Genomic DNA, 22,106 nt, shown 5'->3' with positions numbered 1-22,106 from the left:
CCGCCGTTAGGATCGGTGCACTTGAAGGATGAGCAGCATGATCCCGATCGTGATTGAAGAGTCGGGCCGGGGTGAAAGGGCTTTTGATATTTACTCTCGATTGCTGCGTGAGCGAATCATCTTTCTCGGTGAAGCAGTGACCAGTGAGTCGGCCAATCGAATCGTGGCCCAGCTTCTGTTTCTAGAAGCTGAGGACCCAGAAAAGGACATTTATCTCTATATCAATTCCCCTGGTGGTTCCGTCTATGACGGGCTTGGCATCTTTGACACGATGCAGCACATCAAACCGGACGTGCACACCGTCTGCGTTGGTCTGGCCGCCAGCATGGGTGCGTTTCTTCTCTGCGCTGGCACGAAGGGCAAACGCAGCAGTCTGCAGCATTCCCGCATCATGATTCACCAGCCTCTCGGCGGTGCCCGTGGTCAGGCCAGTGACATCAGAATCCAGGCGGATGAGATTCTCTTCCTCAAAGACAAACTCAATCGGGAACTCTCCGAACGCAGCGGACAACCCCTGGACAAGATTCAGGTTGACACCGACAGGGATTTCTTTATGTCGCCCCAAGAAGCCGTTACCTACGGTCTCATTGATTCAGTGATTGATCGCCGACCGGTTCATCCTGTCTGAACATTCAAAGGGGGCTGATTATCTGATCAGCCCCTTTTTGCTCTCTTTTAGTTCGCCCCAAAGCCCCTTGATCTCATCAAAGGCAGTTTCTTGGTCGATCTTGCCGTTGGCCTGAAGACCAACGATCAAACCAACCCGTTCGGCAAATTGCTCAAGATTCTGATGGAAGACAAGGCGCTCCGGTGACCAATTGTCACCACGAAAGCTTGAGTGACTCTCCAGGGGAGAGCGTATTCCCTCGTCGTTCATCCAATCAACTGATCATCTCCTTCAAGCTAGTGGCGAAAGAGGATTCGGGCGAGCCTCAGGGGTTAAGAACCGGTGAAAAGCGCTCCTTCTCGGGGATGGTGGTTGTCTCTGCTACCAAAGTGCGGAACTCATCTCCGTCCATGGTCTCGAGTTCGATCAGACGTTCGACCAGTTGATCCATCAGGGATCGATGGGAGCTCACCAAGCTGACGGTCTCCTCGTAAAGACGTTTCACCATGGCACGCACTTGCTCGTCGATCTGTTTGGAGATCGCATCAGAGACATCACTGCGGGTCATGAGATCGCGGCCGAGGAACACCTCCTGGCTGCCGCCCTCAAGCGACATGGGGCCGAGATCACTCATGCCAAAGCGGGTCACCATCTGCCGGGCCATGGAAGCCACCTGTTGAATGTCACCACCGGCACCGGTCGTGACTTCTTCATGGCCGAAGACCACATCCTCGGCGGCACGGCCACCCAAAGCGCCCATGATCCTTGCCTTCAGCTGCGCCCTCGACACCAGCATCTGTTCCTCGTCAGGAGAGAACCAGGTCAGGCCTTGCGCTTGCCCACGGGGGATCAAGGTCACCTTCTGAACAGGGTCGTGATCTTTGATCAGTGTTCCCACGAGAGCATGGCCCACTTCGTGGTATGCAATCAGACGCTTGCTTCGTCCATCGGTGAGGGGCTGACCCTCCATGCCAGCGATGATCCGATCGACGGCATCATCGATTTCGGCCAGGCCGATGGCGTCCTTGCGTCTGCGGGCTGTGAGGATCGCCGCTTCGTTGAGGAGATTGGCCAGGTCAGCACCCGTGAAACCAGGGGTGCGACGGGCAATGCTGTCGAGCGAGAGATCGCTGTCGAGTTTCTTGTTACGAGAATGAACCTCAAGGATTGAAAGGCGACCCTTGATATCTGGGGCATCCACAGTGACCTGACGGTCAAAGCGGCCGGGGCGCATCAAGGCGGAATCGAGGACGTCAGGACGGTTTGTAGCGGCGATGATGATGATGCCGCTGTTGCCCTCGAAGCCGTCCATCTCGGTCAGCAACTGGTTGAGGGTCTGCTCCCGCTCATCGTTTCCTCCACCAATACCAGCTCCACGCTGACGACCCACCGCATCGATTTCATCGATAAAGATCAAACAGGGGCTGTTTTCCTTGGCACGTTTGAAGAGATCACGCACTCGGCTGGCGCCGACACCCACAAACATTTCGACGAATTCCGAGCCGGAGAGGGAGAAGAACGGAACTCCGGCTTCGCCAGCGATGGCCTTCGCCAAAAGGGTCTTGCCGGTACCCGGTGGGCCGACGAGCAAGACGCCTTTGGGGATTTGTGCTCCAACGGAGGTGAAGCGCTCGGGTTGTTTCAGGAAGGTGACCACCTCCTGAAGGTCTTGCTTGGCCTCGGCAACGCCGGCCACATCGTCGAATTTCACACCCGTCTCAGCCTCCATCGCGAAACGGGCCTTCGTCTTGCCGAACTGCATTGCCTGACCTGGGCCGCCGGGCATGCCGTTGGATCGGCGAGCCAAAAAGATGAGAGACCCGATCAGAAGCAATGGGAACAGGAGATTGCCAAGAATCCCAAGGGCTGGGGGCGCTGAGCGGGGGGGGTGAATGTCGAAGCTGATGCCTTCCTGCTTCAGCGTGTTGATGAGCTCTGGAGCCAAACCGGGAAGGTCCACTCGCAGGCGTTGAACGCGATTGTCCAGATCCGGGTCCACGGCTTCAACCACCGCATTGCGTCCACCGTCGTAGATGTCGACCGCCGTCACTCGCCCTGATTCCACATAATCGAGGAAACGGCCATAGCTCATGCGAGCGACAGCCGCATTGCGAGGTGCTTCAGTCGGACCACCGGGACGCAGCGCCTGGAGACCGCCAGTGCCGATCACCTGCCACGCCAGCACAAGGGCGACAACGACGGGGAGAACCCAGAGAGCAAGCTGGCGCCAACGCTGATTCATAAAAAGAATCTCAGTCAGGAGACTTTAAGAGTCCTGGTTGCTTGAGTGCTGGATTCAGAGGCTGCGTAAGGCCACGATTGGGTCTAAACGTGCCGCACGTCGGGCTGGAACCACTCCAAAAAACAGTCCGATTGATCCGGAGAGTGACACCGTTAGCAGCACCGTGCCTGCGCCAATGCTCGCCGGAAGTGGGGTGATCGCTGCAACTGCAGCAACGCTCCCGAGGCCGACTGCCGTACCGATGAGACCGCCAAGGCTGGCCAGAACGAGGGACTCCACCAGAAACTGCACCAACACATCGGAACTTCGGGCTCCAAGGGCTTTCCGTAGCCCGATTTCCTCAGTGCGCTCACTGACGGAGACCAACATGATGTTCATGATGCCGATGCCACCCACCAGCAGGGACACCCCCCCAATGGCACCCAACATCAACGTGAGGCCCCCGGTGATGGTGCTCACGATTGTGAGCGCATCCTTCTGAGAACGCACCGCGAAGTCGTCCTCCCGCAGGATGCGATGCCTCTGACGCAGCAGGTTGGTGATCTGGAATTTCGCAGGGCCGGTGCTCGCTTCATCCCGAGCCTCCACGCTGATGAAGCTGAGGCTGACGCCGTAGGTGGGATCCCTTCCCGTCAGGCGACTCACCATCGTCGTGAGGGGGATGTAAGCGTTTTCGTCTTGATTGGTGCCAAACACAGCGCCTTTGGGGGCCATCACGCCGATGACTTCAAAGCTCTGGTTGCGAATGCGGAGGCTGCGACCGATTGCCTGCCCGGTCGGGAACAGTTTGTCCTTGAGATCAGGACCGATCACAGCGACACTGCGCGCCCCCTTCTCGTCTTGCTCACTGAGAAACCTTCCGCGAGCCACTTCAAAGCTGCGAACTGCAAGAAACTCGGGGGTCACCCCGGAGATGGAGCTGGTGGCACTACGGGACCCACTTTGGATCACCTCACTGCTGGTGATCTGGGGGGCCACCCGCAAGACGCTGGGCACTTGGCTGGCAATGGCCTCGGCATCTTCAAGGACGAGGGTGCGTGGGAAGGCAACTCCCTGACGGCGTGTGTCGTTGTTGCCAGGCACGACGAACAGCACGTTCGCACCAAGGTTGCTCAGTTGGTCTTCAGCCAGGTTCTGGGCACCGCGGCCCACGCCCACCAAGCTGATCACAGACGCATTGCCAATGATGATGCCGAGCATCGTCAGAAGGCTGCGCAGCCGATTGGCCCTCAGCGTATTGAGGGCCATGCCCACCGTTTCACCGATGGGCAGCTTGGGGGCCATCTGTGCCTCAGATTGCTGTGTTGACGCTAGTGCCGCGGTGCACCAATCCGTCGCGGATCTGAAGTGTCACCACTTCGCCCTCGAGTAAGTGGCGTGTCGCATTGGCAACGCCGGCGATCAGGGGAGTGCCAAGACGTTGGGCGATCACTGCCGCATGCGCCGTTTCAACCGGTTCCTCGGTGATCACTGCAGCAGCCTCGCGGATGGCATCCAGATCGTCGGCACTGGTGTCACGCACCACAAGGATCTCGCCTTTCTCGATTTTGCAGGCGTCACCAGGACACTGGACGAGCCTGACCCTGCCACTGACCGTCCCCTGCCCCATCCCTGTGCCGCGACCGAGCACGGCACTCACGATGCCGACCTTGACGAGATCGGTGGATCCAGCAACGCCTGCGAGGGTTCCAGCGGTCTGAACCACCAGGTCTCCCTCCTTCAGGAGTCCAAGGTCCTGTGCTGCGCCCATCGCGGTGGTGAAGGTTCCAGAGGTGCTGTTTTGCTGCGCGATCAACAGTGGAGTCACCCCCCAGACAAGTTGCAGCTTCCGAGCCACCGTCACTTCACTGGTGATGGCAAGAATTGGCGCTGCAGGCCTGAATTTGCTGACGTTGTGAGCTGTCGCGCCACTCTTGGTGAGGGGCAGGATTGCCGCTGCATTGAGCTGGCTGGCGATGGTGCTCACTGCGCTGCTAATCGCATTCGGAATGGTGCTGGGCAGATGGCTTTCGATCCGACGCTGGGGGTAGTCCCTTTCGATCCGCCTCGCGATCGTTGCCATCGTTTCAACAGCTTCTACCGGATAGTCACCGACGGCGGTTTCATTGGAGAGCATGACCGCATCGGTGCCATCAAGGATGGCGTTGGCCACATCGCTCACCTCCGCGCGAGTGGGCCTTGGACTGGCTGCCATGGAGTCCAGCATCTGGGTGGCCGTGATGATTGGGATTCCAAGGCTGTTGGCCTTCTGGATCAGCTCTTTTTGGAGTAGTGGGACCTCTTCCGCGGGCATCTCAACCCCAAGGTCTCCCCTGGCCACCATGACCCCATCACAGAGGGGCAAGATTGAATCGATCTGATCGATCGCTTCAAACTTTTCGATCTTCGCCACAACAGGGGTGCTGTGACCGTGCTGGCGGATCAGTTCGCGAATCTCCAGCATGTCGGAGGGATTACGCACGAAGCTGAGGGCCACCCAGTCGACCCCCTGCTGGAGTCCGAATGCCAAGTCGGTGCGGTCTTTGTCGGTCAGAGCCCGAACTGACAACTGAACATCTGGAAAGTTCACCCCTTTGTTGTTGGAGAGAACTCCCCCAACGGTCACCTGACAGTGCAGGGTTTGATTGTCGAGGTCCACGCGCTCAACCTTCATCTCGACACGCCCGTCGTCGAGAAGAATGCGACTGCCGCTGGTGACTTCCTCAGCAAGCTTGTCGTAGGTGACGGTCGCGATCGACTGATCACAGCTCACAGAGCGCGAGGTCAGGGCGAAGCTGGCTCCCTTGGCCAGGGTGATCGGACCGTCGGCAAAGCGACCCAATCGAATTTTGGGCCCCTGCAGATCCTGAAGGATGCCGATGTGCAGTCCCAATTCACTGGCCACCTGACGGATGGTGGCAATCCGCACAGCATGCTCGCTGTGGTCTCCGTGGGAGAAATTCAGGCGGAAGGTGGTTGCGCCAGCCTGAATCAGCTCACGGATCCGCTCAGGCGACTCGGTGGCGGGCCCGATGGTGGCCACGATCTTGGTACGGCGATTCAGATCGATCTGGGCCATCAAAGGGGGCCGGAAACATCGCGGAATCTACCCTCCAGACTTGACCTCCCCCCTACAACAGGGATTCAGAGGACTCATCTCCGGCACTTTGACCATGGATCTGAATGGCTATCAGCAGGCCGCGAGAACAACCGCCCGCTATCCGGATGTCGGTCAAAATCCGATCTATCCGACCTTGGGACTTGCAGGAGAAGCCGGAGAAGTCGCCGACAAGGTCAAGAAGGTGCTGAGAGATTCCGATGGCTGCTTTGACGAGCAAATTCGAGAGGATCTCAAGCTTGAGCTCGGAGATGTGCTCTGGTATGTCGCACAGCTGGCCTCGGAGCTGGACCTCAGCCTTGAATCAGTGGCTGCCGCGAACCTTGAGAAGCTCTCCAGCCGAGCCGAGCGCGGAATGCTCGGAGGCAGTGGCGACCGACGTTAAAAGCTGACGGCACCTGCAAACGCGAAGCTTGCCGAAGTGAGCAGCTGTTCCATGAGGCTCAGGGCGATGAAGGCGATGATCGCGGAGAGATCCAGTCCTCCCAGGGGTGGGATCAAGCCGCGGAAGGCATTCAGATAAGGATCGGTGATGGAGCTGACCGTGCTCAGCACGGGATTGCCCCAGTCCAAATTTGGGAACCAGCTCAGCAACACCCTCACGATCAACACCAACGAATAGATTTGCAGTGTTTGGGCAAGAATCTGCAGGAGGCTGGAAATGATGTCGTAAGCCATCGAGGAAAGCCGGTCTGCACAGACTCTATGCAGCCTCGTCGGTCTCGGCGGCGATTGGGCCTGTGGTGGGCAGCACGGAGAACGTGCGGTGGAATTTTTCGGTCAGGCTTAACCAATACGAACGTCCTTCGCTGTGACGTTGTCGCTCAACAAAGTTCTGCTGAAGCAGTTCCTTGATGTGGTCGTAGGCGCCTGAGCCTCGCAGCTCGACGAGTTCCGACTGGAGGATGCGCTTTTTGAGCGCAATGGTGGCAAGCGTTCTCAGAGTCGCGGTGGAGAGGTCAACAGGCAACATGTCGCGCACGAGTTCTCCGAGTCCCGTCCTGAGTTGCAGGCCGTATCGGCCGCCATGGCTCGTGATTTCAAGCGCTGTATCCCGCTGGGCGTAGGCAGCGATCAGTGTGAGCATCGCTTCCTGCACCTGACGTTCTGTTGCTTCTGCATGCTTGGCCAGCTCCGCGAGGCCGACCGGCCGCCCCTTCAGGTAGAGGATGGCCTCAAGCTTGGCGGGGAGAGAGATCTCAAGCAGATCGGCCATCCGGGCACCCCTTTGGACCACAGCCCAAGGTACCCCCTCAAATCTGATCAGCCAGGGTCTTGCCGGGGCCCGAGGAACAGGCGGTAAGCAGGGTTTCCGGTTTCTTCCCAGCTTGGATATCCAAGATCCCGAAGGAAATGGTTCCAATCGTCTCGATCGTTCTCTGGAACCAGCACGCCGACAACGATCCGGCCAACGTCAGCCCCGTGATTTCTGTAGTGAAAGATGCTGATCGTCCACTCGGGATGCAAGGCGCTGACAAAGCGCATCAGAGCGCCTGGGCGCTCTGGAAACTCAAAGCGGTAGAGCAACTCGCTGCAATTCCGACCTGATTCCTGAAGAGCTTTAACGGGCAATCGTCCGCCAACCATGTGACGCAGATGGACCTTCGCCAGTTCATCGTCACTGAGGTCTTGACATCCGTACCCGTGACGCAGCAGGTGGTTGATCAGATCGTCGCGATCAGCCTGGTCACGGACCTGAACGCCCATGAAGATCTGAGCCTGCGACCCATCTCCCATCCGGTAGCTGAACTCCGTGAGGCTTCGTGATGCGAGCAATTCGCAGAGATTGCGGAGACTGCCGGCTTGCTCGGGAATTTGAACGGCCAGCATGGCCTCCCTCTCTTCACCGAGTTCGGCGCGTTCGGCAACGAAGCGCAATCGGTCGAAATTCATGTTCGCCCCACAAGCCACCGCGACAAGACGCCGATCCTTGAGACCCCGTCGAGCGACATCGGATTTCATTCCTGCGATGGCCAGGGCTCCTGCCGGCTCAAGGATGGATCGCGTGTCCTCAAAGACGTCCTTGATCGCCGCACAGATTTCATCCGTGCTGACGGTCACCATGGCGTCGACGCATTGCTGCGCGATTGCAAACGTGTGCTCTCCGACTTCCCTCACAGCGACACCATCGGCAAACAGCCCCACTTGAGGAAGACGGATCCGTTCTCCAGACTCCAGGGACAGCGTCATCGCAGCCGCGTCATGGGGTTCGACGCCAATGATCTCCACCCCTGGCCAAAGACTCTTGACATAGGCCGCGATTCCCGCGATGAGGCCACCACCTCCAACGGCGACGTAGATCACATCGGGGGGCGAGGTCAGCTGCCGGAGGATTTCCATCCCAATCGTGCCCTGACCAGCAATCACGTCAGGGTCATCAAATGGATGGATGAAGCAGAGCCCTTCGGCCTCACTGCGTCTCAGGGCTTCGGCATAGGCCTCGTCATAGGTCTCGCCGTGCAGCACGACCTCCGCACCGCGCTGTCGGACGGCTTGCACCTTCACATCTGGAGTGGTCACCGGCATCACGATGACCGCTCTGCAGCTCAGGGTTTGGGCGCTAAGGGCCACGCCCTGGGCATGGTTGCCAGCGCTTGAGGCAATGACACCCCGCTCCAGCTCGTCCTGATCAAGCTGGACCATGCGGTTGTAAGCACCCCGCAACTTGAACGAAAAGACAGGTTGGAGGTCCTCTCGCTTCAGCCAGATGCTGTTCCCCAGTCTCTGGCTCAGATTGGCTGCTGGTTCCAGAGGGGTTTCTCGGGCCACGTCATAGACACGGGCTCGCAGGATGCGGGGGAGATAGTGATCCATTCCTCCAGTCTCGCAACCGCCGCATCCGCAAGAGGAACCGTAGATTGCATCAATCGGCCGCGGGACGGGCATGCAACTGAGCCAATTGACCCATCCGAATCAGCTGCATGGCCTGTCCACGGCTGAGCTTGAGGATGTGGCAAGGCAGATTCGAGAGCGGCATCTTGAAGTTGTATCCAACAGCGGTGGTCACCTTGGCCCGGGTCTTGGGGTTGTGGAGCTCACCCTGGCCCTGTACCAAACCCTCGACCTTGATCACGATCGGGTGGTCTGGGATGTAGGCCATCAGGCCTATCCCCACAAATTGATTACGGGTCGCTACGCCGACTTCCATACCCTTCGTCAGCAGGGTGGAGTGGCCGGTTACCTGAAACGTTGCGAAAGCAACTTCGACCACTTTGGTGCTGGACACGCCAGCACCTCGATCTCTGCTGCCCTCGGCATGGCAATCGCGAGGGATCGTCGCGGAGAAAACTTCAAATGCGTTGCGGTGATTGGCGATGGAGCGCTGACAGGGGGCATGGCCCTTGAAGCGATCAACCATGCCGGACATCTTCCGCAGACCCCCTTGTTGGTGGTGCTGAATGACAACGACATGTCGATTTCACCACCGGTTGGGGCTCTCTCCAGTTACCTCAACCGCATGCGCCTGAGCCCGCCCATGCAATTCCTCTCGGGTTCCGTTGAGGAGAGCATGAAACATCTCCCCTTCATGGGCGGAGAATTGCCGGCCGAGCTGAATCGCCTGAAAGGCAGTATGCGGCGACTGGCCGTGCCGAAGGTTGGGGCTGTTTTTGAGGAGCTCGGCTTCACTTACATGGGGCCCATTGATGGCCATGACTTGGCCGAGATGACGCGCACATTCCAGGCGGCACACCGTGTTGGTGGTCCTGTCCTGGTCCATGTGATCACGACAAAGGGCAAGGGCTATCCCTATGCGGAGGCCGACCAGGTCGGCTATCACGCACAGTCCGCTTTTGATCTCTCCACTGGGAAGGCACGTCCCAGCAAAACACCCAAGCCTCCCAGCTACAGCAAGGTTTTCGGTCAGACCCTCGTCAAACTCTGTGAGCAGAACGGTCGGGTCGTTGGAATCACGGCTGCGATGGCCACCGGTACAGGTTTGGATCTCCTTCAGAAGGCGATTCCTGAGCAGTACATCGACGTCGGCATCGCTGAACAGCATGCCGTCACCCTCGCTGCCGGCATGGCCTGCGAAGGACTCAGGCCGGTGGTGGCGATCTACAGCACGTTCCTTCAAAGGGCCTACGACCAGCTCATTCACGATGTGGGCATTCAGAAGCTCCCCGTCACGTTTGTGCTCGATCGCGCTGGCATCGTCGGTGCTGATGGGCCAACCCATCAGGGTCAATACGACATCAGTTACTTCCGGGCCATTCCCAACTTCACAGTGATGGCCCCCTGTGATGAGGCGGAGCTTCAACGCATGCTCGTCACCTGTTTGCACCATGACGGACCAACCGCCATACGGATCCCACGGGGCCCGGGTGAAGGTGTGCCCTTGATGGAAGAGGGCTGGGAGCCCCTCGCCATCGGTTGTGGTGAGGTATTGCGTCAGGGTGATGACCTCTTGATCGTGGCCTACGGCTCAATGGTGAGCAGGGCAATGGCGACGGCAGATCTTCTGGCAACGAGAGGAACTGAGGCCACCGTCATCAATGCACGCTTCCTTCGCCCTCTGGATGAGCAACTCATCCATCCACTGGCGCAGCGGATTGGGCGTGTCGTCACCATGGAGGAGGGGGCACTGGCAGGCGGTTTTGGTGCTGCCGTACTGGAATCGCTCAACGACAGTGGAATTTTGATTCCCCTCTACAGACTCGGGATTCCGGATTGCCTTGTTGATCACGCCACACCACAACAGAGTTTTGAAGCTCTTGGGCTCACTCCACAGCAGATGGCCGATCGCATTACCGGGCATTTCCCAAATCTCGCTTCTTCGTCACCCCTTGACCGGACACCGACGGCGCTTGTGCAGGGGTAAAAAAAAGACCGGTCTTTCTTGACCGGTCTGCGAAATTTCAGAAATGGTGACAGCTGTTCAGAGCACGCCACGGGCGGCAAGCCCCTGAATCGCGCCGATGCCAATGATGTGCCCAAGGCTTGTGGTTGCCAGAAGAGCAGCGTGACCCATACCGCCGAAGAACGCGGGGTTGGGGAGTTTGGCACCCTCACTCGGGTATTTGATGGTGGCCTTGCCGATGCCAATGGCGATGACATTGCACACCACCATCACGAGGGCCACCTTCGGCGTCCAGGAAACCGTGGCGGGAGCAATGGCCAGAAGCGAAGTGATCATGCAGATCGTGATGCGACGCTTCATCCTCCGCTTTTCGAGGGGATCCGTCTCAACCTCGTAAGAGTTATTCACCGCTGGGAGTTCCCTTGAGTTGATCATGGCGTTGGAGGAGGCCGGCCAGGATCAGTCCATTGCTCAAGGTCAGAAAGGCCTCGGCACCACCGTGCAGCCAGTCAATCTGCACCAGTTCTGAATCGAACCGAATCAAAGCCCAGAGTGCGGCAAGGATGGTGATCAGCACAAAAAGAATGGTGAGCTGAAAGCCGAGCCTGCTGAGTTTCGGAATCAGGGGCGTTCGACCCACGAACCACAGGAAGACCAGATAAGGAATCAGGGACGCAGCAAAGAGAGGAGCCGGATCCAGAGTCGTCAAATGCAACAGGGAGTCAGGCACGGGTCGTTCTTTGCAGATTCCAGGCTGCTAAAGCCATGCAGCAATTGCCTACCAGGGTGAAGAGGGCCTGAAGCAGCACCAGTGGACGAAAGAGCTCGCTGTTGTCGGTGAGATGCCAGCTACAGGCCGCCATTGCACTCACCAACGCAGGAGTCATGGCGAGCGCAAGGCCATTCAGGCGCGGTGCCGTCTCAAGACGAGCAAGGCGATGGAGCAAGACAATCGCCAGGATCCACTCCAGAACCGAGGTCCAGTGGATCCACCAGGTTCCGAGGGAGAGAGCGTGCATAAGGAGGGCGACACAAACTCAACCTAGAACCTTTCGAGAGCCGATAATGGCTGGGTTCCGAACATCCGCCATGGCGACAGCCGGCAAAGGCGCAAGGCGGGTTCTGCTATGCGGCTACTACGGGGAGCACAATCTCGGCGATGACGCCTTACTTCAGGTTCTTGTGGGTCAGATTCCTACAAGCTGTCGTCTGCTGATCACGGCCTACGACCAAAGGCTCGTATCAGAACTGGTGCCGAGTAGCAAGACGGTTCAACGTCGTTCCCTTCGCTCCGTTCTCAAAGCGGTTGCGACGAGTGATGTGTTGATCCTCGGGGGAGGAAGCCTCCTCCAGGACAGCACGAGCTTCCGTAGCCTCCTCTACTACCTGACGCTGATCGTGATCAGCCGCGTGTGCAACACAAAAGTGCTGCTTTGGGGCCAAGGATTAGGCCCCCTGAACCGAGTCGTTAGCCGATGGCTGGTTCAAATGGTTTTGCCTTTGACCACAGCAATCAGCTGGCGAGATCTGGTGTCCTATCAACAGGCTTGTCGTTGGCAACGATCGGTTCCAATGGTCTGGGGTCCAGATCCTGTTTGGTGCCATCCAGGGCGGCAATGGATCGGGGGAGGGGATGTTGTCGTTTGTTGGAGGCCGACTGAACGCCTCGACGATGAAGGATGGATTGTCTTAATCACAGCGTTGAGTCGACTGCAAAGTCGGACAGGTGTGACGATTCATTGGTTGGCATTTCATGCCGATCAAGATCGTCTGCTTCCAGATGAACTTCAGACGCTGGATGCCTTCACGAAGCGACTGAAAGAAGCTTCAACTTTTTCAACATGCCAAACAATCGATCAGGCGTTGAATATTTTTTCAAGGGCGAGGTTAGTGATTCCGATGCGTCTACATGCTCTGATTTTGGCACAATTGGCTGGAGCACCCTGTTCAGCCCTGAGCTATGACCCCAAAGTCAAGGCAGCGGCATCAATGGTGATGGCATCCTGCCTTGATCTCGGGAATCAACTGACTGTTGATCAATGTTTACTGGCCTGGTCAGAACAATTTGACCATCCAGCAGATCCATCGAAAATCCTGACTATTCAGTCGAGGTCACGCGTACATGCAGATATTTTGTTGGATGAGTTGAAATGCGTCGACTGAGTACGCGTCGCGTCGATAATCTTAAAAGACGCCGACTATGGACATCCCAAAGAGTGACAATCTGCTTTTGTTGTTGATGGCTGGCGTGAAGCACGTGATTCTTTTGCTTCTCAGAGATTCTAATTCTTGATTCATTGATCAAATGATCAAAAACATGGAGATCATGAAGATCTCCAAGAAGTTCTTGCAGTCTTCTGAATTGACGAAGATGAATATCAAGGTCAGATCTACAGCGAGTTTTGATGTTCTCAAGCATATAGCGAGTACGTCTAATCTTGCTTCGCAATGAATGGAGTTCGATCGAGTGGCTGATCGGATCAAGATGCCAGCCAGGATGCAACCACAGAGCAGATAGATAAGGGGTAATCAATTCATCGACCCAGTCGTCAATTGGCTGGGATGCAGAATGGTGGAATTTGGGTTTGCGAGTCCAGCCTTGAAGACGTGAGATAAACTTAAGATAGGTAGAACTTCGTAAAAACTGTTTCATATCGGTGGCTGCTCGTTTACGCTCACGACCAATAGCCTTCTTCAGAGCATCAAGCTCTTCATCAGTTTTACCACCAAGCATCGTTGAAAATGAACCGGAAACAAGTTCCTGTAGAACATCAAGATCTCTGGTGAGTCCTAGTGATGAACATAGGCGGGAAACTCTTCGTTCTGTAACACCATTCGGTAGGTCAAGAAACGGCTCAAATTGCAAGAGCACACAACGAAGTCGCCGCAAGCTGACGCGGAGCTGGTGCAATGGCTCGACATCTCGATCTTCGATAACATTAACTTGAAGAGAAACAATGCGATGCAATTGTACTTGAATTAAAGAGTGACTAAACTCACCAATTGTGATAGGAGCCAATTGCATAAAAAAGGCATTGGGACAATTTAACGATAAGCAGGTTTCTTGTGTTGATCAAAGCTTTGCTCAAGCACCTGACCAATAGTCAGGCCAACGGGAATTGTCCCAGAAAAAGAACTCCCTAGAATGTGACGATACAACTTTGATTCGACAAGACGATAGGTTCGCGAGGGCAGAGGGATGTAATTCGCTTCCTTCACTAATGATTCAGCACGGCGAAGATAAAAGGCTACAAAGTTTCTAAGACTCTTGTCATTGTTGAGCATTCGATCGTTAACGTACAAAAAGAGAGGGCGCGACAGAGGTTGGTAAAGCTCCTTTTGTACATTTGCAATTGAAGGGGCCACGGGATTACCGTTGGGGCTTACGACCTTCAATGCCCTCAGCTTTGAACTGTTTTTCTTAAAGTAGCCAAAACCAAAATAAGCAAGCGCATTCTGATTATTGATAACGCAATCCACTAACACATTATCGTTCTCGCTAGCGGTGTAGTCCGAACGGGAGTTTTTTAATGAACCATTAATGGCCTTATTGAAAATATCATAGGTGCCGGAATCCTTGCCTGGTCCACAGAGCTTGATGGGTCGGTCAGGAAAGTCGTGATTAACTTGATTCCAGCGGGTCACAGATCCAGATGCCTTCCTATTCCAAAGGCGTTGCAGCTCTTTCGTGGTGATTGAGGTGACCCAATTATTGTTTTTATTCACAGCTATAGTAATTGCATCGAAAGCAATCGGTAGCTCGATAAACCGAATATTGTTTGAGGTGCAGGCACTAATCTCTTTTTTGGAGATTGGTCGAGATGCATTAGCTACTGGGATCTTGCCATAACAGAACTCACGAAATCCAGCTGATGAGCCTGTTTCCTTCAGAGAAAACTGAACGGAGCGACCCTGAGAAGTTTGCTGAAATTGTTTAATTGCACGGGCCGTAATTGGATACACGGTGCTAGACCCTTTAATCGCGATGACCTCTGACGCGGAGGAAGGCCAGGCAGAGAGACAAAGAGCGAACGAGCAGCCGCTGAGCAGAGTGAGCGGGATGGTTCTCGAGTTGATGGCCATTACTGCCATGTGTGTCAACCTTATTCTGGCCTCGCCACGAAGGCCTGGGGTTAAGTAGACGTTATCGATCAGATCGACTGTCAGGGCCGCCTGTCCAGTCTTGGAACCATCCCCGGCGCCAAAGGAAATAAGCCTGGAAAGCAGCTATACCACTCATCAAAATAAGAGAGTATGCATATCCAAAAGACCATTTCAATTCTGGCATATTTTCAAAATTCATCCCATAGATTCCAGCGATGAACGTTAATGGAGCGAATATTGTGCTGACAATTGTCAGTGTCTTCATGATTTGATTCATGCGATTGCCAGTGCTTGCCATGTAAGCATCATTAACGGCGTCGGCCTGATGGAGAATTCGATCGCCGATCTCTAGTAAAATATTGACATGGTCAGCCATGTCATGGAGGCCTTGTCGAGCAACAGGTCCAAGTAGTCGATGACTTTTACGTAGAAGATAGATTAAATGATCTCTTAAGGGCCACAACTGTCTTCTTGCCTTGCGAAGATTTCGTCTCAGTGTGAATGCACGCTTAAGAACCGAGGGCTTTGGTCTCAATAATGCGGCTTCCTCCAATTCATCAAGATAAGATCGTACGCTTTCAAGCATCGGCAAATGCGTGTCCAGAATCTCGTCGATTAAATAATGGAATAAATTATCAAGATCAAGATAATCTTCTGTTGACTTGAGAGAGTGAATCCAATGCTCAAGTTCACGGAATTCAAGCAAAGGATTCTCCTGAATTGTAATCAGAAAACCGTGGGCTAAAAGAATCGTGAACTGCTCACTAATAAGATGTGAGGGGTTGGATGCCAAAGAGAACTGATGGAGGACTCCTAGAACAGCGGAGGGAAATGAATCAATACGTGCTTGTTGCGGCGCTGTTAGCAACAATGGCCAAAATTCTGGTTCAATATCTAGAACATCAAGGTAGGATTTGATTAATTCTGGATCTGCCAATCCACGTATCTGAATCCATAGGGGTTCGTTCAGCACTTTAAGCTGCTGTAGGACACCTCTATCATTAACGTTAATCCATTGGGTTGTTTCCTGTTCAATCAACAAAACTCGGCAGCTCACTGGAGCCCGACCACCATGGACAAATAACTGAGTTGGCCACTCACCTGGTCGTTCACTAAGGGGAATCGGTTCAGGGATACTGTCGAGATAGCCACTACTTCTTGATGTTTGTTCAGTCATGAGATCAATCAACGATCATGAGTCTGGGTGTGGAGAGTGGGGGCAGCATTGGTTGGCAATCCATCGGATGCACTGACGGATCGGATAAGAACACCTCCAAGAAGGAAGGTTGTCTGCAGCATGATGCAGAGCAGGACATCAGACCGCGAATTCCAGAGTATCCAGATCAAGGTGGTCATCCATGCTTGATTCCATTTCAGTCGATTGAGGTTCGATCTGATGTTGCGAGCAACACAGGGTCAACCCTTTGTCTCGATGAGCTCAGTGCGCACAGCCATTCGCTGAAGTTCATGTTGAAGTTGCTTCGCTAAGTCTCGATCAATCGTGGGGGTGTAATGCCAGAGTCCATCCATTGATGCGGCGAATTGACCTGGTGCCATTCCCAGATGTCGTGCCAAGACCTGTTGCGTATCGAAACTTTGAGCAGATCGACACTGAACCTGATACTTCAGTCGCCAGCGAGGTGGATCGCATTGATTAAGTTCAATGCGACGCAGCCCCTGCAAATCAGCCAAAACGAAAAGCTCTGAATCCTGAATGAGCCTTGACTCAAGTGAGGGAAAGATCTTGGCATGCCGATCATGGCTTCGACGTAATGCGAGAGCTGTAACGCCAAAACCCTCTTGAATACGCGAAATGGTTGAACCAACTAATGTGTCATGCTCGTCAATACGATACCTTACGAGCAAAACTGTGCGTCCATTAATTCGTCTCACCTCCTCAACTTGTTCACCAAAGGCAGTTGCAACAAACGCGTCAGCCGCAAGATCAAGTGTAGAAATAAAGCTGATACCTCCCAGTAGGTCTTCAAGGCTCTCTCCAGCATCAAGATCCTTCGTAATAATTGCAACTCTGCTTGAGGTGAAAACCATTTGCCATTCAAGGGCTAGACGTAAATTCTTCAGAAGATCTGTTGAGAGCAATCCTGCACCAACAAATTGTGTATGTCGAGTCCATCGTTGAAGTTGGCTAGTCGATAGATTTGGACTATCATCCTGGCTGGAAAGTCTTAGCACCTCGATTCCCACAGCTGTAAGCTGTGAACTCACCAAGTCTGCAAGCGATCCTCCATCAAGCAAGATCACACTTCTCGAACCAGTGCTGAGTCGACGGCGCGGACTGAGACCCAGCCTTCTACTGAGCAATTGATCGAGAATAAGGGCGACAATTGCAGCAGTTAGAATTGTGCCTAGGTTCGCATAGGTTACAGCAAGAATGAGTGCAAATGGTGACAAGGAAGTAATGCCTTGGCCAGAATGCTCAATCAACACATTGACTGGATCGACAAACTCTCCTTTTAACAGTGCCAGGGTGATCAAAAATCCAGATTGAATGCTATGGCCATTGGAAAAATAAGGTATTCCAGAAATGAGAAGTATTAGAGCGGTTATGATAAGCAGGTCCCATGATTGAATATTCTTGACCCTATGGTTTAAATATCGGCCAAAGTCGAGAATAATGACAGATAATCTTCGGATAACCTGTCTCATCGATCTCGTAGCTTTACCTCGGCCATAGACATTTGTTTGATGGTTAAGAGTGAGCACTAGTTGATCATTTAGATCTTCATCCGTACTGATACCCAGCTTTAATACTCGTGATAAGTACTTCGAAGAAAAATCGACAGGTGTATCATGATGCTGAAGTGTGATTCGTTGCTTGAAAACAGTAAATGTAGCTGGAACTTGCTCAGGTCTCAGTGACTGGGCAATTGCACTTGCACTGAGCAAGAGTGGATCGACAACTCTCAGATTTGGAATTCTGGCTTCAAGTAGGTCATTGAGTGATTCCTGTTGGCTCGAAGATCGGACAACGATGATTGCCTTTGTGTTCAGAATTCTGACATGCAGAGCTGCCTCGAGATTGATCGTGCTGTCTGAACTCAGTAAAAGCACGCTTCGAGCACGGCCAACCTGTGCTCGTTTGAGCGTTGATGACAGACGCATATCCCCGAGGATTAGCTGATCCTCATATTGGGCCTTTAACTCTTCTGATCTCCAGGCTGGGTGCTTGCAATCAACACAGATCAGATCAACATCAAATGGACGGAGCCTCTCGAGGCACAACTGGCCCAGAGAACCCATCCCGCAGATCACCAGAGGTTCGCTAACTGGTGCTTGCATGGTGAAACCATCGTCAAGCTCAAACTAGCTACGGCGTTTGCCCGTATCAGTATTGAAACAATGTTGCTCGTTTGTATTCCAGCTGACATGAAGTGTCTCATTTGGCTCAGCGTCAGCTGGAAGTGTGATGCGGAGATGTCCATGTTGTGAGTCGAGCAGCCAGAGTTGATGTGAACCTAGCCATTCCCTTTCTATAAGCCGACAGGGGATACCAACAGAATCAAGCCGAAGGCATTCCGGACGTATACCGATCGTTGTGCCATCATCCTTGGGGATCAAATTGATTTGTGGTCGACCAATAAAACGAGCAACAAAAAGACTTTCAGGTTTCTGATAAAGCATTGTCGGGGATGCCAGTTGCTCAAGCCGCCCATCTCTAAGAACTGCGATTTGATCTGCCATAGCCATGGCTTCGTGTTGATCATGCGTTACATAAACCACTGGTTTTTGCTCTTTCAAGATCAAATGCTTGAGTTCAGGTCGTAGTTCTTCGCGCAGCTGTGCGTCAAGATTACTCATTGGTTCATCGAGTAGATAAACCTTAGGATCACGAAGAAGGGCGCGAGCCAAAGCAACGCGTTGTCGTTGTCCCCCCGAGAGTTGAGTCGGACGTAAGGATGCTCGATCACTCAGTTGAACCCTTTGCAAAACCTCCTGTACCTTTCGAATACGAAGTGATTTTGTAATCCCTCTGATCCGTAATCCCAATTCCAGATTTCCTGCCACTGACAAGTGTGGGTAAAGAGCATAACTCTGAAATACCATTCCAACTCGTCTCTTGTCTGGAGCAATATCTGTGACATTATCTTGACCTAGGTAAATGGAACCGGATGTTGGTCGGTCTAGACCAGCAATTAACCGTAGTGTTGTACTTTTGCCGCAACCACTGGGGCCTACAAGTGCTAGGCATTCCCCTGGCTTAACAGTAAAACTTAAATCACGTAGGATGTCTTGATCACCAATCTTGAAGCTGACGTTAGTTAAAGTCAAGGTCATGATTTTACTGCACCTGAAGTCAGACCACTGACAATTGATTTTTGAAAGATGATGACAAGAATCATTAGAGGTATGGCTGCAAGTACTGTTGCTGCAGCATAGGCACCATAGGGGACTGAGTACACGGATGAACCGGCAATACGTGCAATCGCTACAGGTAAAGTCAAGAGCTCTGAATCACTTATCCAGGTTAGTGCAATTGGATATTCGTTCCAACAGAAGAGAAACACCAAAATGCCTGTGCTTGTAATTGCTGGGCCCAAAATTGGAAGAAGAATCCAACGTACACGCTGCCACAAGGAAAAGCCTTCAAGTCTTGCCGCGTCTTCGAGTTCAGTGGGAAGATCACGTATTGCTGCGGCAAGAATCAGGATGGCCAATGGTTGTGATAGCGCTGCATAAGGCAAACATAAGGCCAGCAGATGATTACCAAGATTGAATGTTCTCGCAAATTCAAGAAGCGCCAAAAATAAAAGTACAAATGGGAAGAGTGCAGCAAGGACAAGTCCAGCTGACAAGGTACGAGCTATTTTCTTTCCCAATCTAGTGATGGCGTAAGCTGCAGGAAAAGCCAAAACTAGTGTGAGTAGTGTGCTGAATACTGAGACAATCAGACTGTTTACTAAGTATTTCCAGAATGGTGGTTCACTATTTAAAATAGATCGGTAATGCGACAATGTCCATCGATTATCCAGACTAGTCAATGGCTCTAATAGTGCTTGGTCACTACTGAACGATGTGTAAAGCTGCCATACCAGTGGTCCAAGAGACCAGGCTAAGAGTATTGCGATCCACAGACTTCTGAGTCGATTCATGATCTACCGAATTTTTGATTGATCTGTTGCCATCGGCCAGCGATGATCCAGACAGTGGCGCAAACCAAGGTAAGGAGGACGAAACTAGCCACAACAAGTGTGGCACTGTATCCAAAGTCCAGGAACCGCATGGCATTTAAATAGGCATATAAAGAAAGACTCTCCGTGCTGCTTGCGGGGCCACCACCAGTCATCACTTGAATAAGATCAAAAACCCCAAATGCCTGCGCTAATCGAAAAATCAATGCAATTGCTATATACGGCTGCAATAGCGGCAATGTGACGTCGCGTAAACACAACCAATTGCCTCCTCCTTCTAACTTAAAGGCTTCATAGAGATCCTTTGGAATAGATTGCAAACCTGCTAACAGGATCAAGGCCATGAAGGGAGTTGTTTTCCAAACATCTCCAATAACTGTTGCGATCCAGCTAATCGAAGGATTGGAAAGGATATTCAGAGTTTCAATACCAACAAGATCGGTCAACTGATTTAATGGTCCATACGGTGAGTTAAAGATCCAACGCCAGCCAAGTGCCATCACAGTCGTAGGCAACGCCCAGGGGATCAGCGTCACAGCACGAACAGTGCCTCGACCTCGCCAACGCTGATCGAGCAAAATAGCAATTGCAACCGCCAATATGAATTCAACACCGACCGAGACAACGGCAAACCGACCTGTTTGTATTGCGTCCTGCCAGAAACGACCATCTGAAACGATACGTACCCAATTAGCACCACCATTAAATTCAGGCATCAAGCCAGTTAAAACAGAGTTGGCGTGAAAACTCATCCATAAATAATGGAGCATTGGGGCTCCATAAACTAGTAGTAAGAGAATAAATGCTGGCAATAAAAGATAGATCATCTGCGCCCTCCTGCTGATTTAATGATATATTCGGTAGATATTTCTGTCTCCTGCATGCTTTGATTTGAGGGGGATTCACCGGTTAAGGCGCTGTTCAGGTTGCGTTGTAAAGCATCGCTTATCTGTGCGTAGAGGGGAGTCTCTGGACGTGCAATTGCATGATTCAGTGCAATTGATAATTCAGGGAGTATTGGATTAATAGTCAATAACTCAGGATCATTAAACAGTTCGGTGGATGTGGGGGTATATCCATGAGACATGGCTAAGGTCCGCTGTGCTGACTGTGATGTTAGAAAGCGAATGGCTGTTGCTGTTTCATCCGCATGCTTTGTGCCATTCAAAATCGACAATCCCCAGCTTCCTAGAGTGGCTGCAGAATTTTCTTCACTAGTTGCGACCATCGTCGTCACCGCCACCTTCCCCTTCACGGAACTATCTTCCTTTTGTAATTCAGCCCACGCGTACGGCCAGTTCCTCATGAATGCTGATTCCCCCATTTTGAAACTCTGCAACGATTCTGCCTCAGTAAAATTTGCGACAGCTCGTGGGCTAATGCCGTCTTTGATCAGGTTAGTTAACCAATTGGCAGCAGCAAGACCTGGTTTTTGATCCAGTCCAATAGTGCCTGTGGATGGGTCATACCAAATCCCTCCAAAGCCATGAATCATTTCCAGAAAGACACAGCTCAATCCTTCATATTGTCGTCCTTGCCAAACGTACCCCCACGGTACCTTTTGGTCTGATTGTAATTGCTTACTGATCTTGACTAACTCATCTGGGGTCCGTGGTGGTGCATCCATAAGGTCTGTTCTCCAGTAGAGAAGCCCCATACTTGCGACAAATGGCCAGCGGACGATTTGGCCTTCGAATTCATTCCCTGGTTGAACTCCTTTGGCCAGCTGCTCAAACTCCGCTTTTTCAAACCACTGGTCCAATGGCTGCAACCATCCAGCCTTGGCATATTTGGGGACCCATGTCACATCCATTAATAAAGCATCGAATGGTGGATTTCCAAGCAACAAACTGCTGATAGCAAGGTCGGAGATTGCCTCTGTCTCAAGCGGTCCTTTGACCACGGAAAGACGAACATGACCATGATGTTCTTGGTTAAACTGATCCACCAGGGGTTTCGTCGCATCAGCGAATGGAGCCGGCATTAGTACCTTTACATCCACTGTCTGGCTCGCAAGAGCAGTCTTTAGACCCAACCATGTCATGACGACGAGCAAGACAATTAGCAGCGTCGTGGTGGCGCGACGAAGTTGCATGAACCTCATTGAT

Annotated in this window: 22 protein-coding genes; 4 read left to right on the top strand and 18 right to left on the bottom strand. The window is 52.9% G+C overall.

Annotation, left to right across the window (positions count from 1 at the left end; all coding sequences use genetic code 11):
- Positions 1-37: 37 nt before the first annotated feature.
- Positions 38-628: an ATP-dependent Clp endopeptidase proteolytic subunit ClpP gene (clpP, locus tag H0O21_RS10460; RefSeq protein WP_131455576.1), complete on the top strand. Its 591-nt coding sequence runs from the start codon at positions 38-40 to the stop codon at positions 626-628.
- 18 nt (positions 629-646) lie between these two features.
- On the opposite strand, the gene H0O21_RS10455 is transcribed toward clpP, so the two are convergent.
- From H0O21_RS10455 to pyk, 4 genes are read right to left on the bottom strand one after another with little or no spacing between them, the layout of a single operon-like run.
- Positions 647-877: a hypothetical protein gene (locus H0O21_RS10455; protein ID WP_131455330.1), complete on the bottom strand. Its 231-nt coding sequence runs from the start codon at positions 875-877 to the stop codon at positions 647-649.
- Positions 878-932: 55 nt separating this feature from the next.
- Positions 933-2,849: an ATP-dependent zinc metalloprotease FtsH gene (gene ftsH / locus H0O21_RS10450; protein WP_185189633.1), complete on the bottom strand. Its 1,917-nt coding sequence runs from the start codon at positions 2,847-2,849 to the stop codon at positions 933-935.
- Between the two features lie 54 nt (positions 2,850-2,903).
- A complete protein-coding gene (locus tag H0O21_RS10445) occupies positions 2,904-4,133 on the bottom strand; it encodes an ABC transporter permease (RefSeq protein ID WP_185189632.1) in 1,230 nt (409 codons plus the stop codon).
- A gap of 7 nt (positions 4,134-4,140) precedes the next feature.
- On the bottom strand, positions 4,141-5,907 hold the full coding sequence (gene pyk / locus H0O21_RS10440) for a pyruvate kinase (protein WP_185189631.1): 1,767 nt from the start codon (positions 5,905-5,907) through the stop codon (positions 4,141-4,143).
- A 94-nt stretch (positions 5,908-6,001) separates the two neighbouring features.
- Between pyk and H0O21_RS10435 the strand changes: the two genes are divergently transcribed.
- Complete coding sequence (locus H0O21_RS10435; protein ID WP_131455575.1) at positions 6,002-6,331, top strand: nucleoside triphosphate pyrophosphohydrolase family protein; 330 nt, start codon at positions 6,002-6,004, stop codon at positions 6,329-6,331.
- Here H0O21_RS10435 and H0O21_RS10430 read toward each other — a convergent pair.
- The 3 genes from H0O21_RS10430 to ilvA are packed head-to-tail and all read right to left on the bottom strand — an operon-like array spanning position 6,328 to position 8,760.
- Complete coding sequence (locus tag H0O21_RS10430; protein ID WP_131455326.1) at positions 6,328-6,624, bottom strand: YggT family protein; 297 nt, start codon at positions 6,622-6,624, stop codon at positions 6,328-6,330. The two genes, H0O21_RS10435 and H0O21_RS10430, sit on opposite strands and share 4 nt — an antisense overlap.
- A gap of 25 nt (positions 6,625-6,649) precedes the next feature.
- On the bottom strand, positions 6,650-7,162 hold the full coding sequence (gene scpB / locus H0O21_RS10425) for an SMC-Scp complex subunit ScpB (protein WP_131593588.1): 513 nt from the start codon (positions 7,160-7,162) through the stop codon (positions 6,650-6,652).
- A 47-nt stretch (positions 7,163-7,209) separates the two neighbouring features.
- A complete protein-coding gene (gene ilvA / locus H0O21_RS10420; protein WP_185189630.1) occupies positions 7,210-8,760 on the bottom strand; it encodes a threonine ammonia-lyase, biosynthetic in 1,551 nt (516 codons plus the stop codon).
- 70 nt (positions 8,761-8,830) lie between these two features.
- On the opposite strand from ilvA, the gene dxs reads away from it, so the two are divergent.
- Entirely contained in the window at positions 8,831-10,765 is a 1,935-nt protein-coding gene (gene dxs, locus H0O21_RS10415) for a 1-deoxy-D-xylulose-5-phosphate synthase (RefSeq protein WP_185189629.1), read from the top strand.
- 57 nt (positions 10,766-10,822) lie between these two features.
- Here dxs and psaK read toward each other — a convergent pair whose 3' ends face one another.
- The 3 genes from psaK to H0O21_RS10400 form a co-directional block, all read right to left on the bottom strand.
- Positions 10,823-11,080 (bottom strand): photosystem I reaction center subunit PsaK, encoded by a 258-nt coding sequence (psaK, locus tag H0O21_RS10410; protein ID WP_131455322.1) that lies wholly within the window; start codon positions 11,078-11,080, stop codon positions 10,823-10,825.
- A gap of 64 nt (positions 11,081-11,144) precedes the next feature.
- Positions 11,145-11,474 (bottom strand): DUF3593 domain-containing protein, encoded by a 330-nt coding sequence (locus H0O21_RS10405; protein ID WP_255440989.1) that lies wholly within the window; start codon positions 11,472-11,474, stop codon positions 11,145-11,147.
- Entirely contained in the window at positions 11,467-11,763 is a 297-nt protein-coding gene (locus H0O21_RS10400) for a DUF2499 domain-containing protein (RefSeq protein ID WP_131455321.1), read from the bottom strand. The genes H0O21_RS10405 and H0O21_RS10400 overlap by 8 nt, the downstream gene beginning before the upstream one ends.
- Positions 11,764-11,833: 70 nt before the next feature.
- Between H0O21_RS10400 and csaB the strand changes: the two genes are divergently transcribed.
- On the top strand, positions 11,834-12,907 hold the full coding sequence (csaB, locus tag H0O21_RS10395; RefSeq protein ID WP_185189628.1) for a polysaccharide pyruvyl transferase CsaB: 1,074 nt from the start codon (positions 11,834-11,836) through the stop codon (positions 12,905-12,907).
- On the opposite strand, the gene H0O21_RS10390 is transcribed toward csaB, so the two are convergent.
- The 8 genes from H0O21_RS10390 to H0O21_RS10355 form a co-directional block, all read right to left on the bottom strand.
- The gene (locus tag H0O21_RS10390) at positions 12,843-13,769 is read right to left on the bottom strand and encodes a CHAD domain-containing protein (protein WP_185189627.1); all 927 of its coding nucleotides are present in this window, start codon (positions 13,767-13,769) and stop codon (positions 12,843-12,845) included. The genes csaB and H0O21_RS10390 overlap by 65 nt on opposite strands.
- Positions 13,770-13,789: 20 nt before the next feature.
- A complete protein-coding gene (locus H0O21_RS10385) occupies positions 13,790-14,827 on the bottom strand; it encodes a PstS family phosphate ABC transporter substrate-binding protein (protein WP_255440988.1) in 1,038 nt (345 codons plus the stop codon).
- A gap of 61 nt (positions 14,828-14,888) precedes the next feature.
- Positions 14,889-16,025: a magnesium/cobalt transporter CorA gene (corA, locus tag H0O21_RS10380; protein WP_185189625.1), complete on the bottom strand. Its 1,137-nt coding sequence runs from the start codon at positions 16,023-16,025 to the stop codon at positions 14,889-14,891.
- 239 nt (positions 16,026-16,264) lie between these two features.
- The gene (locus H0O21_RS10375; RefSeq protein WP_185189624.1) at positions 16,265-18,148 is read right to left on the bottom strand and encodes an NAD-binding protein; all 1,884 of its coding nucleotides are present in this window, start codon (positions 18,146-18,148) and stop codon (positions 16,265-16,267) included.
- Between the two features lie 24 nt (positions 18,149-18,172).
- Positions 18,173-19,144, bottom strand: a complete 972-nt coding sequence (locus tag H0O21_RS10370; RefSeq protein WP_185189623.1) for an ABC transporter ATP-binding protein — start codon at positions 19,142-19,144, stop codon at positions 18,173-18,175.
- Complete coding sequence (locus H0O21_RS10365) at positions 19,141-19,959, bottom strand: carbohydrate ABC transporter permease (protein WP_185189622.1); 819 nt, start codon at positions 19,957-19,959, stop codon at positions 19,141-19,143. The genes H0O21_RS10370 and H0O21_RS10365 overlap by 4 nt, the downstream gene beginning before the upstream one ends.
- Positions 19,956-20,825 carry a carbohydrate ABC transporter permease gene (locus H0O21_RS10360; protein WP_185189621.1) on the bottom strand — a complete coding sequence of 290 codons (870 nt, stop codon included), beginning with the start codon at positions 20,823-20,825 and terminating at the stop codon, positions 19,956-19,958. Before H0O21_RS10360 ends, H0O21_RS10365 begins: the two co-directional genes overlap by 4 nt.
- On the bottom strand, positions 20,822-22,093 hold the full coding sequence (locus tag H0O21_RS10355; protein ID WP_185189620.1) for an ABC transporter substrate-binding protein: 1,272 nt from the start codon (positions 22,091-22,093) through the stop codon (positions 20,822-20,824). The genes H0O21_RS10360 and H0O21_RS10355 overlap by 4 nt, the downstream gene beginning before the upstream one ends.
- Positions 22,094-22,106: the final 13 nt, after the last annotated feature.

The organism is Synechococcus sp. HK01-R, assembly GCF_014217855.1.
In the GTDB taxonomy this organism is placed as follows: Bacteria; Cyanobacteriota; Cyanobacteriia; order PCC-6307; family Cyanobiaceae; genus Synechococcus_C.
Note: the sequence above shows the minus strand (reverse complement) of the source record. Positions and strands in the feature narration are given on the sequence as shown.

Excerpts from the sequence above, each read along its gene's own strand:
- H0O21_RS10445 (WP_185189632.1), bottom strand. The coding sequence starts at position 4,133 with ATGGCCCCCAAGCTGCCCATCGGTGAAACGGTGGGCATGGCCCTCAAT.
- H0O21_RS10385 (WP_255440988.1), bottom strand. The coding sequence starts at position 14,827 with ATGGCCATCAACTCGAGAACCATCCCGCTCACTCTGCTCAGCGGCTGC.
- H0O21_RS10355 (WP_185189620.1), bottom strand. The coding sequence starts at position 22,093 with ATGCAACTTCGTCGCGCCACCACGACGCTGCTAATTGTCTTGCTCGTC.
- csaB (WP_185189628.1), top strand. The coding sequence starts at position 11,834 with ATGGCGACAGCCGGCAAAGGCGCAAGGCGGGTTCTGCTATGCGGCTAC.
- H0O21_RS10435 (WP_131455575.1), top strand. The coding sequence starts at position 6,002 with ATGGATCTGAATGGCTATCAGCAGGCCGCGAGAACAACCGCCCGCTAT.
- H0O21_RS10360 (WP_185189621.1), bottom strand. The coding sequence starts at position 20,825 with ATGATCTATCTTTTATTGCCAGCATTTATTCTCTTACTACTAGTTTAT.
- H0O21_RS10365 (WP_185189622.1), bottom strand. The coding sequence starts at position 19,959 with ATGAATCGACTCAGAAGTCTGTGGATCGCAATACTCTTAGCCTGGTCT.
- clpP (WP_131455576.1), top strand. The coding sequence starts at position 38 with ATGATCCCGATCGTGATTGAAGAGTCGGGCCGGGGTGAAAGGGCTTTT.
- H0O21_RS10400 (WP_131455321.1), bottom strand. The coding sequence starts at position 11,763 with ATGCACGCTCTCTCCCTCGGAACCTGGTGGATCCACTGGACCTCGGTT.
- H0O21_RS10390 (WP_185189627.1), bottom strand. The coding sequence starts at position 13,769 with ATGCAATTGGCTCCTATCACAATTGGTGAGTTTAGTCACTCTTTAATT.
- psaK (WP_131455322.1), bottom strand. The coding sequence starts at position 11,080 with ATGATCACTTCGCTTCTGGCCATTGCTCCCGCCACGGTTTCCTGGACG.
- pyk (WP_185189631.1), bottom strand. The coding sequence starts at position 5,907 with ATGGCCCAGATCGATCTGAATCGCCGTACCAAGATCGTGGCCACCATC.
- ilvA (WP_185189630.1), bottom strand. The coding sequence starts at position 8,760 with ATGGATCACTATCTCCCCCGCATCCTGCGAGCCCGTGTCTATGACGTG.
- H0O21_RS10375 (WP_185189624.1), bottom strand. The coding sequence starts at position 18,148 with ATGCAAGCACCAGTTAGCGAACCTCTGGTGATCTGCGGGATGGGTTCT.
- H0O21_RS10455 (WP_131455330.1), bottom strand. The coding sequence starts at position 877 with ATGAACGACGAGGGAATACGCTCTCCCCTGGAGAGTCACTCAAGCTTT.
- H0O21_RS10370 (WP_185189623.1), bottom strand. The coding sequence starts at position 19,144 with ATGACCTTGACTTTAACTAACGTCAGCTTCAAGATTGGTGATCAAGAC.
- corA (WP_185189625.1), bottom strand. The coding sequence starts at position 16,025 with ATGACTGAACAAACATCAAGAAGTAGTGGCTATCTCGACAGTATCCCT.
- H0O21_RS10430 (WP_131455326.1), bottom strand. The coding sequence starts at position 6,624 with ATGGCTTACGACATCATTTCCAGCCTCCTGCAGATTCTTGCCCAAACA.
- ftsH (WP_185189633.1), bottom strand. The coding sequence starts at position 2,849 with ATGAATCAGCGTTGGCGCCAGCTTGCTCTCTGGGTTCTCCCCGTCGTT.
- scpB (WP_131593588.1), bottom strand. The coding sequence starts at position 7,162 with ATGGCCGATCTGCTTGAGATCTCTCTCCCCGCCAAGCTTGAGGCCATC.
- dxs (WP_185189629.1), top strand. The coding sequence starts at position 8,831 with ATGCAACTGAGCCAATTGACCCATCCGAATCAGCTGCATGGCCTGTCC.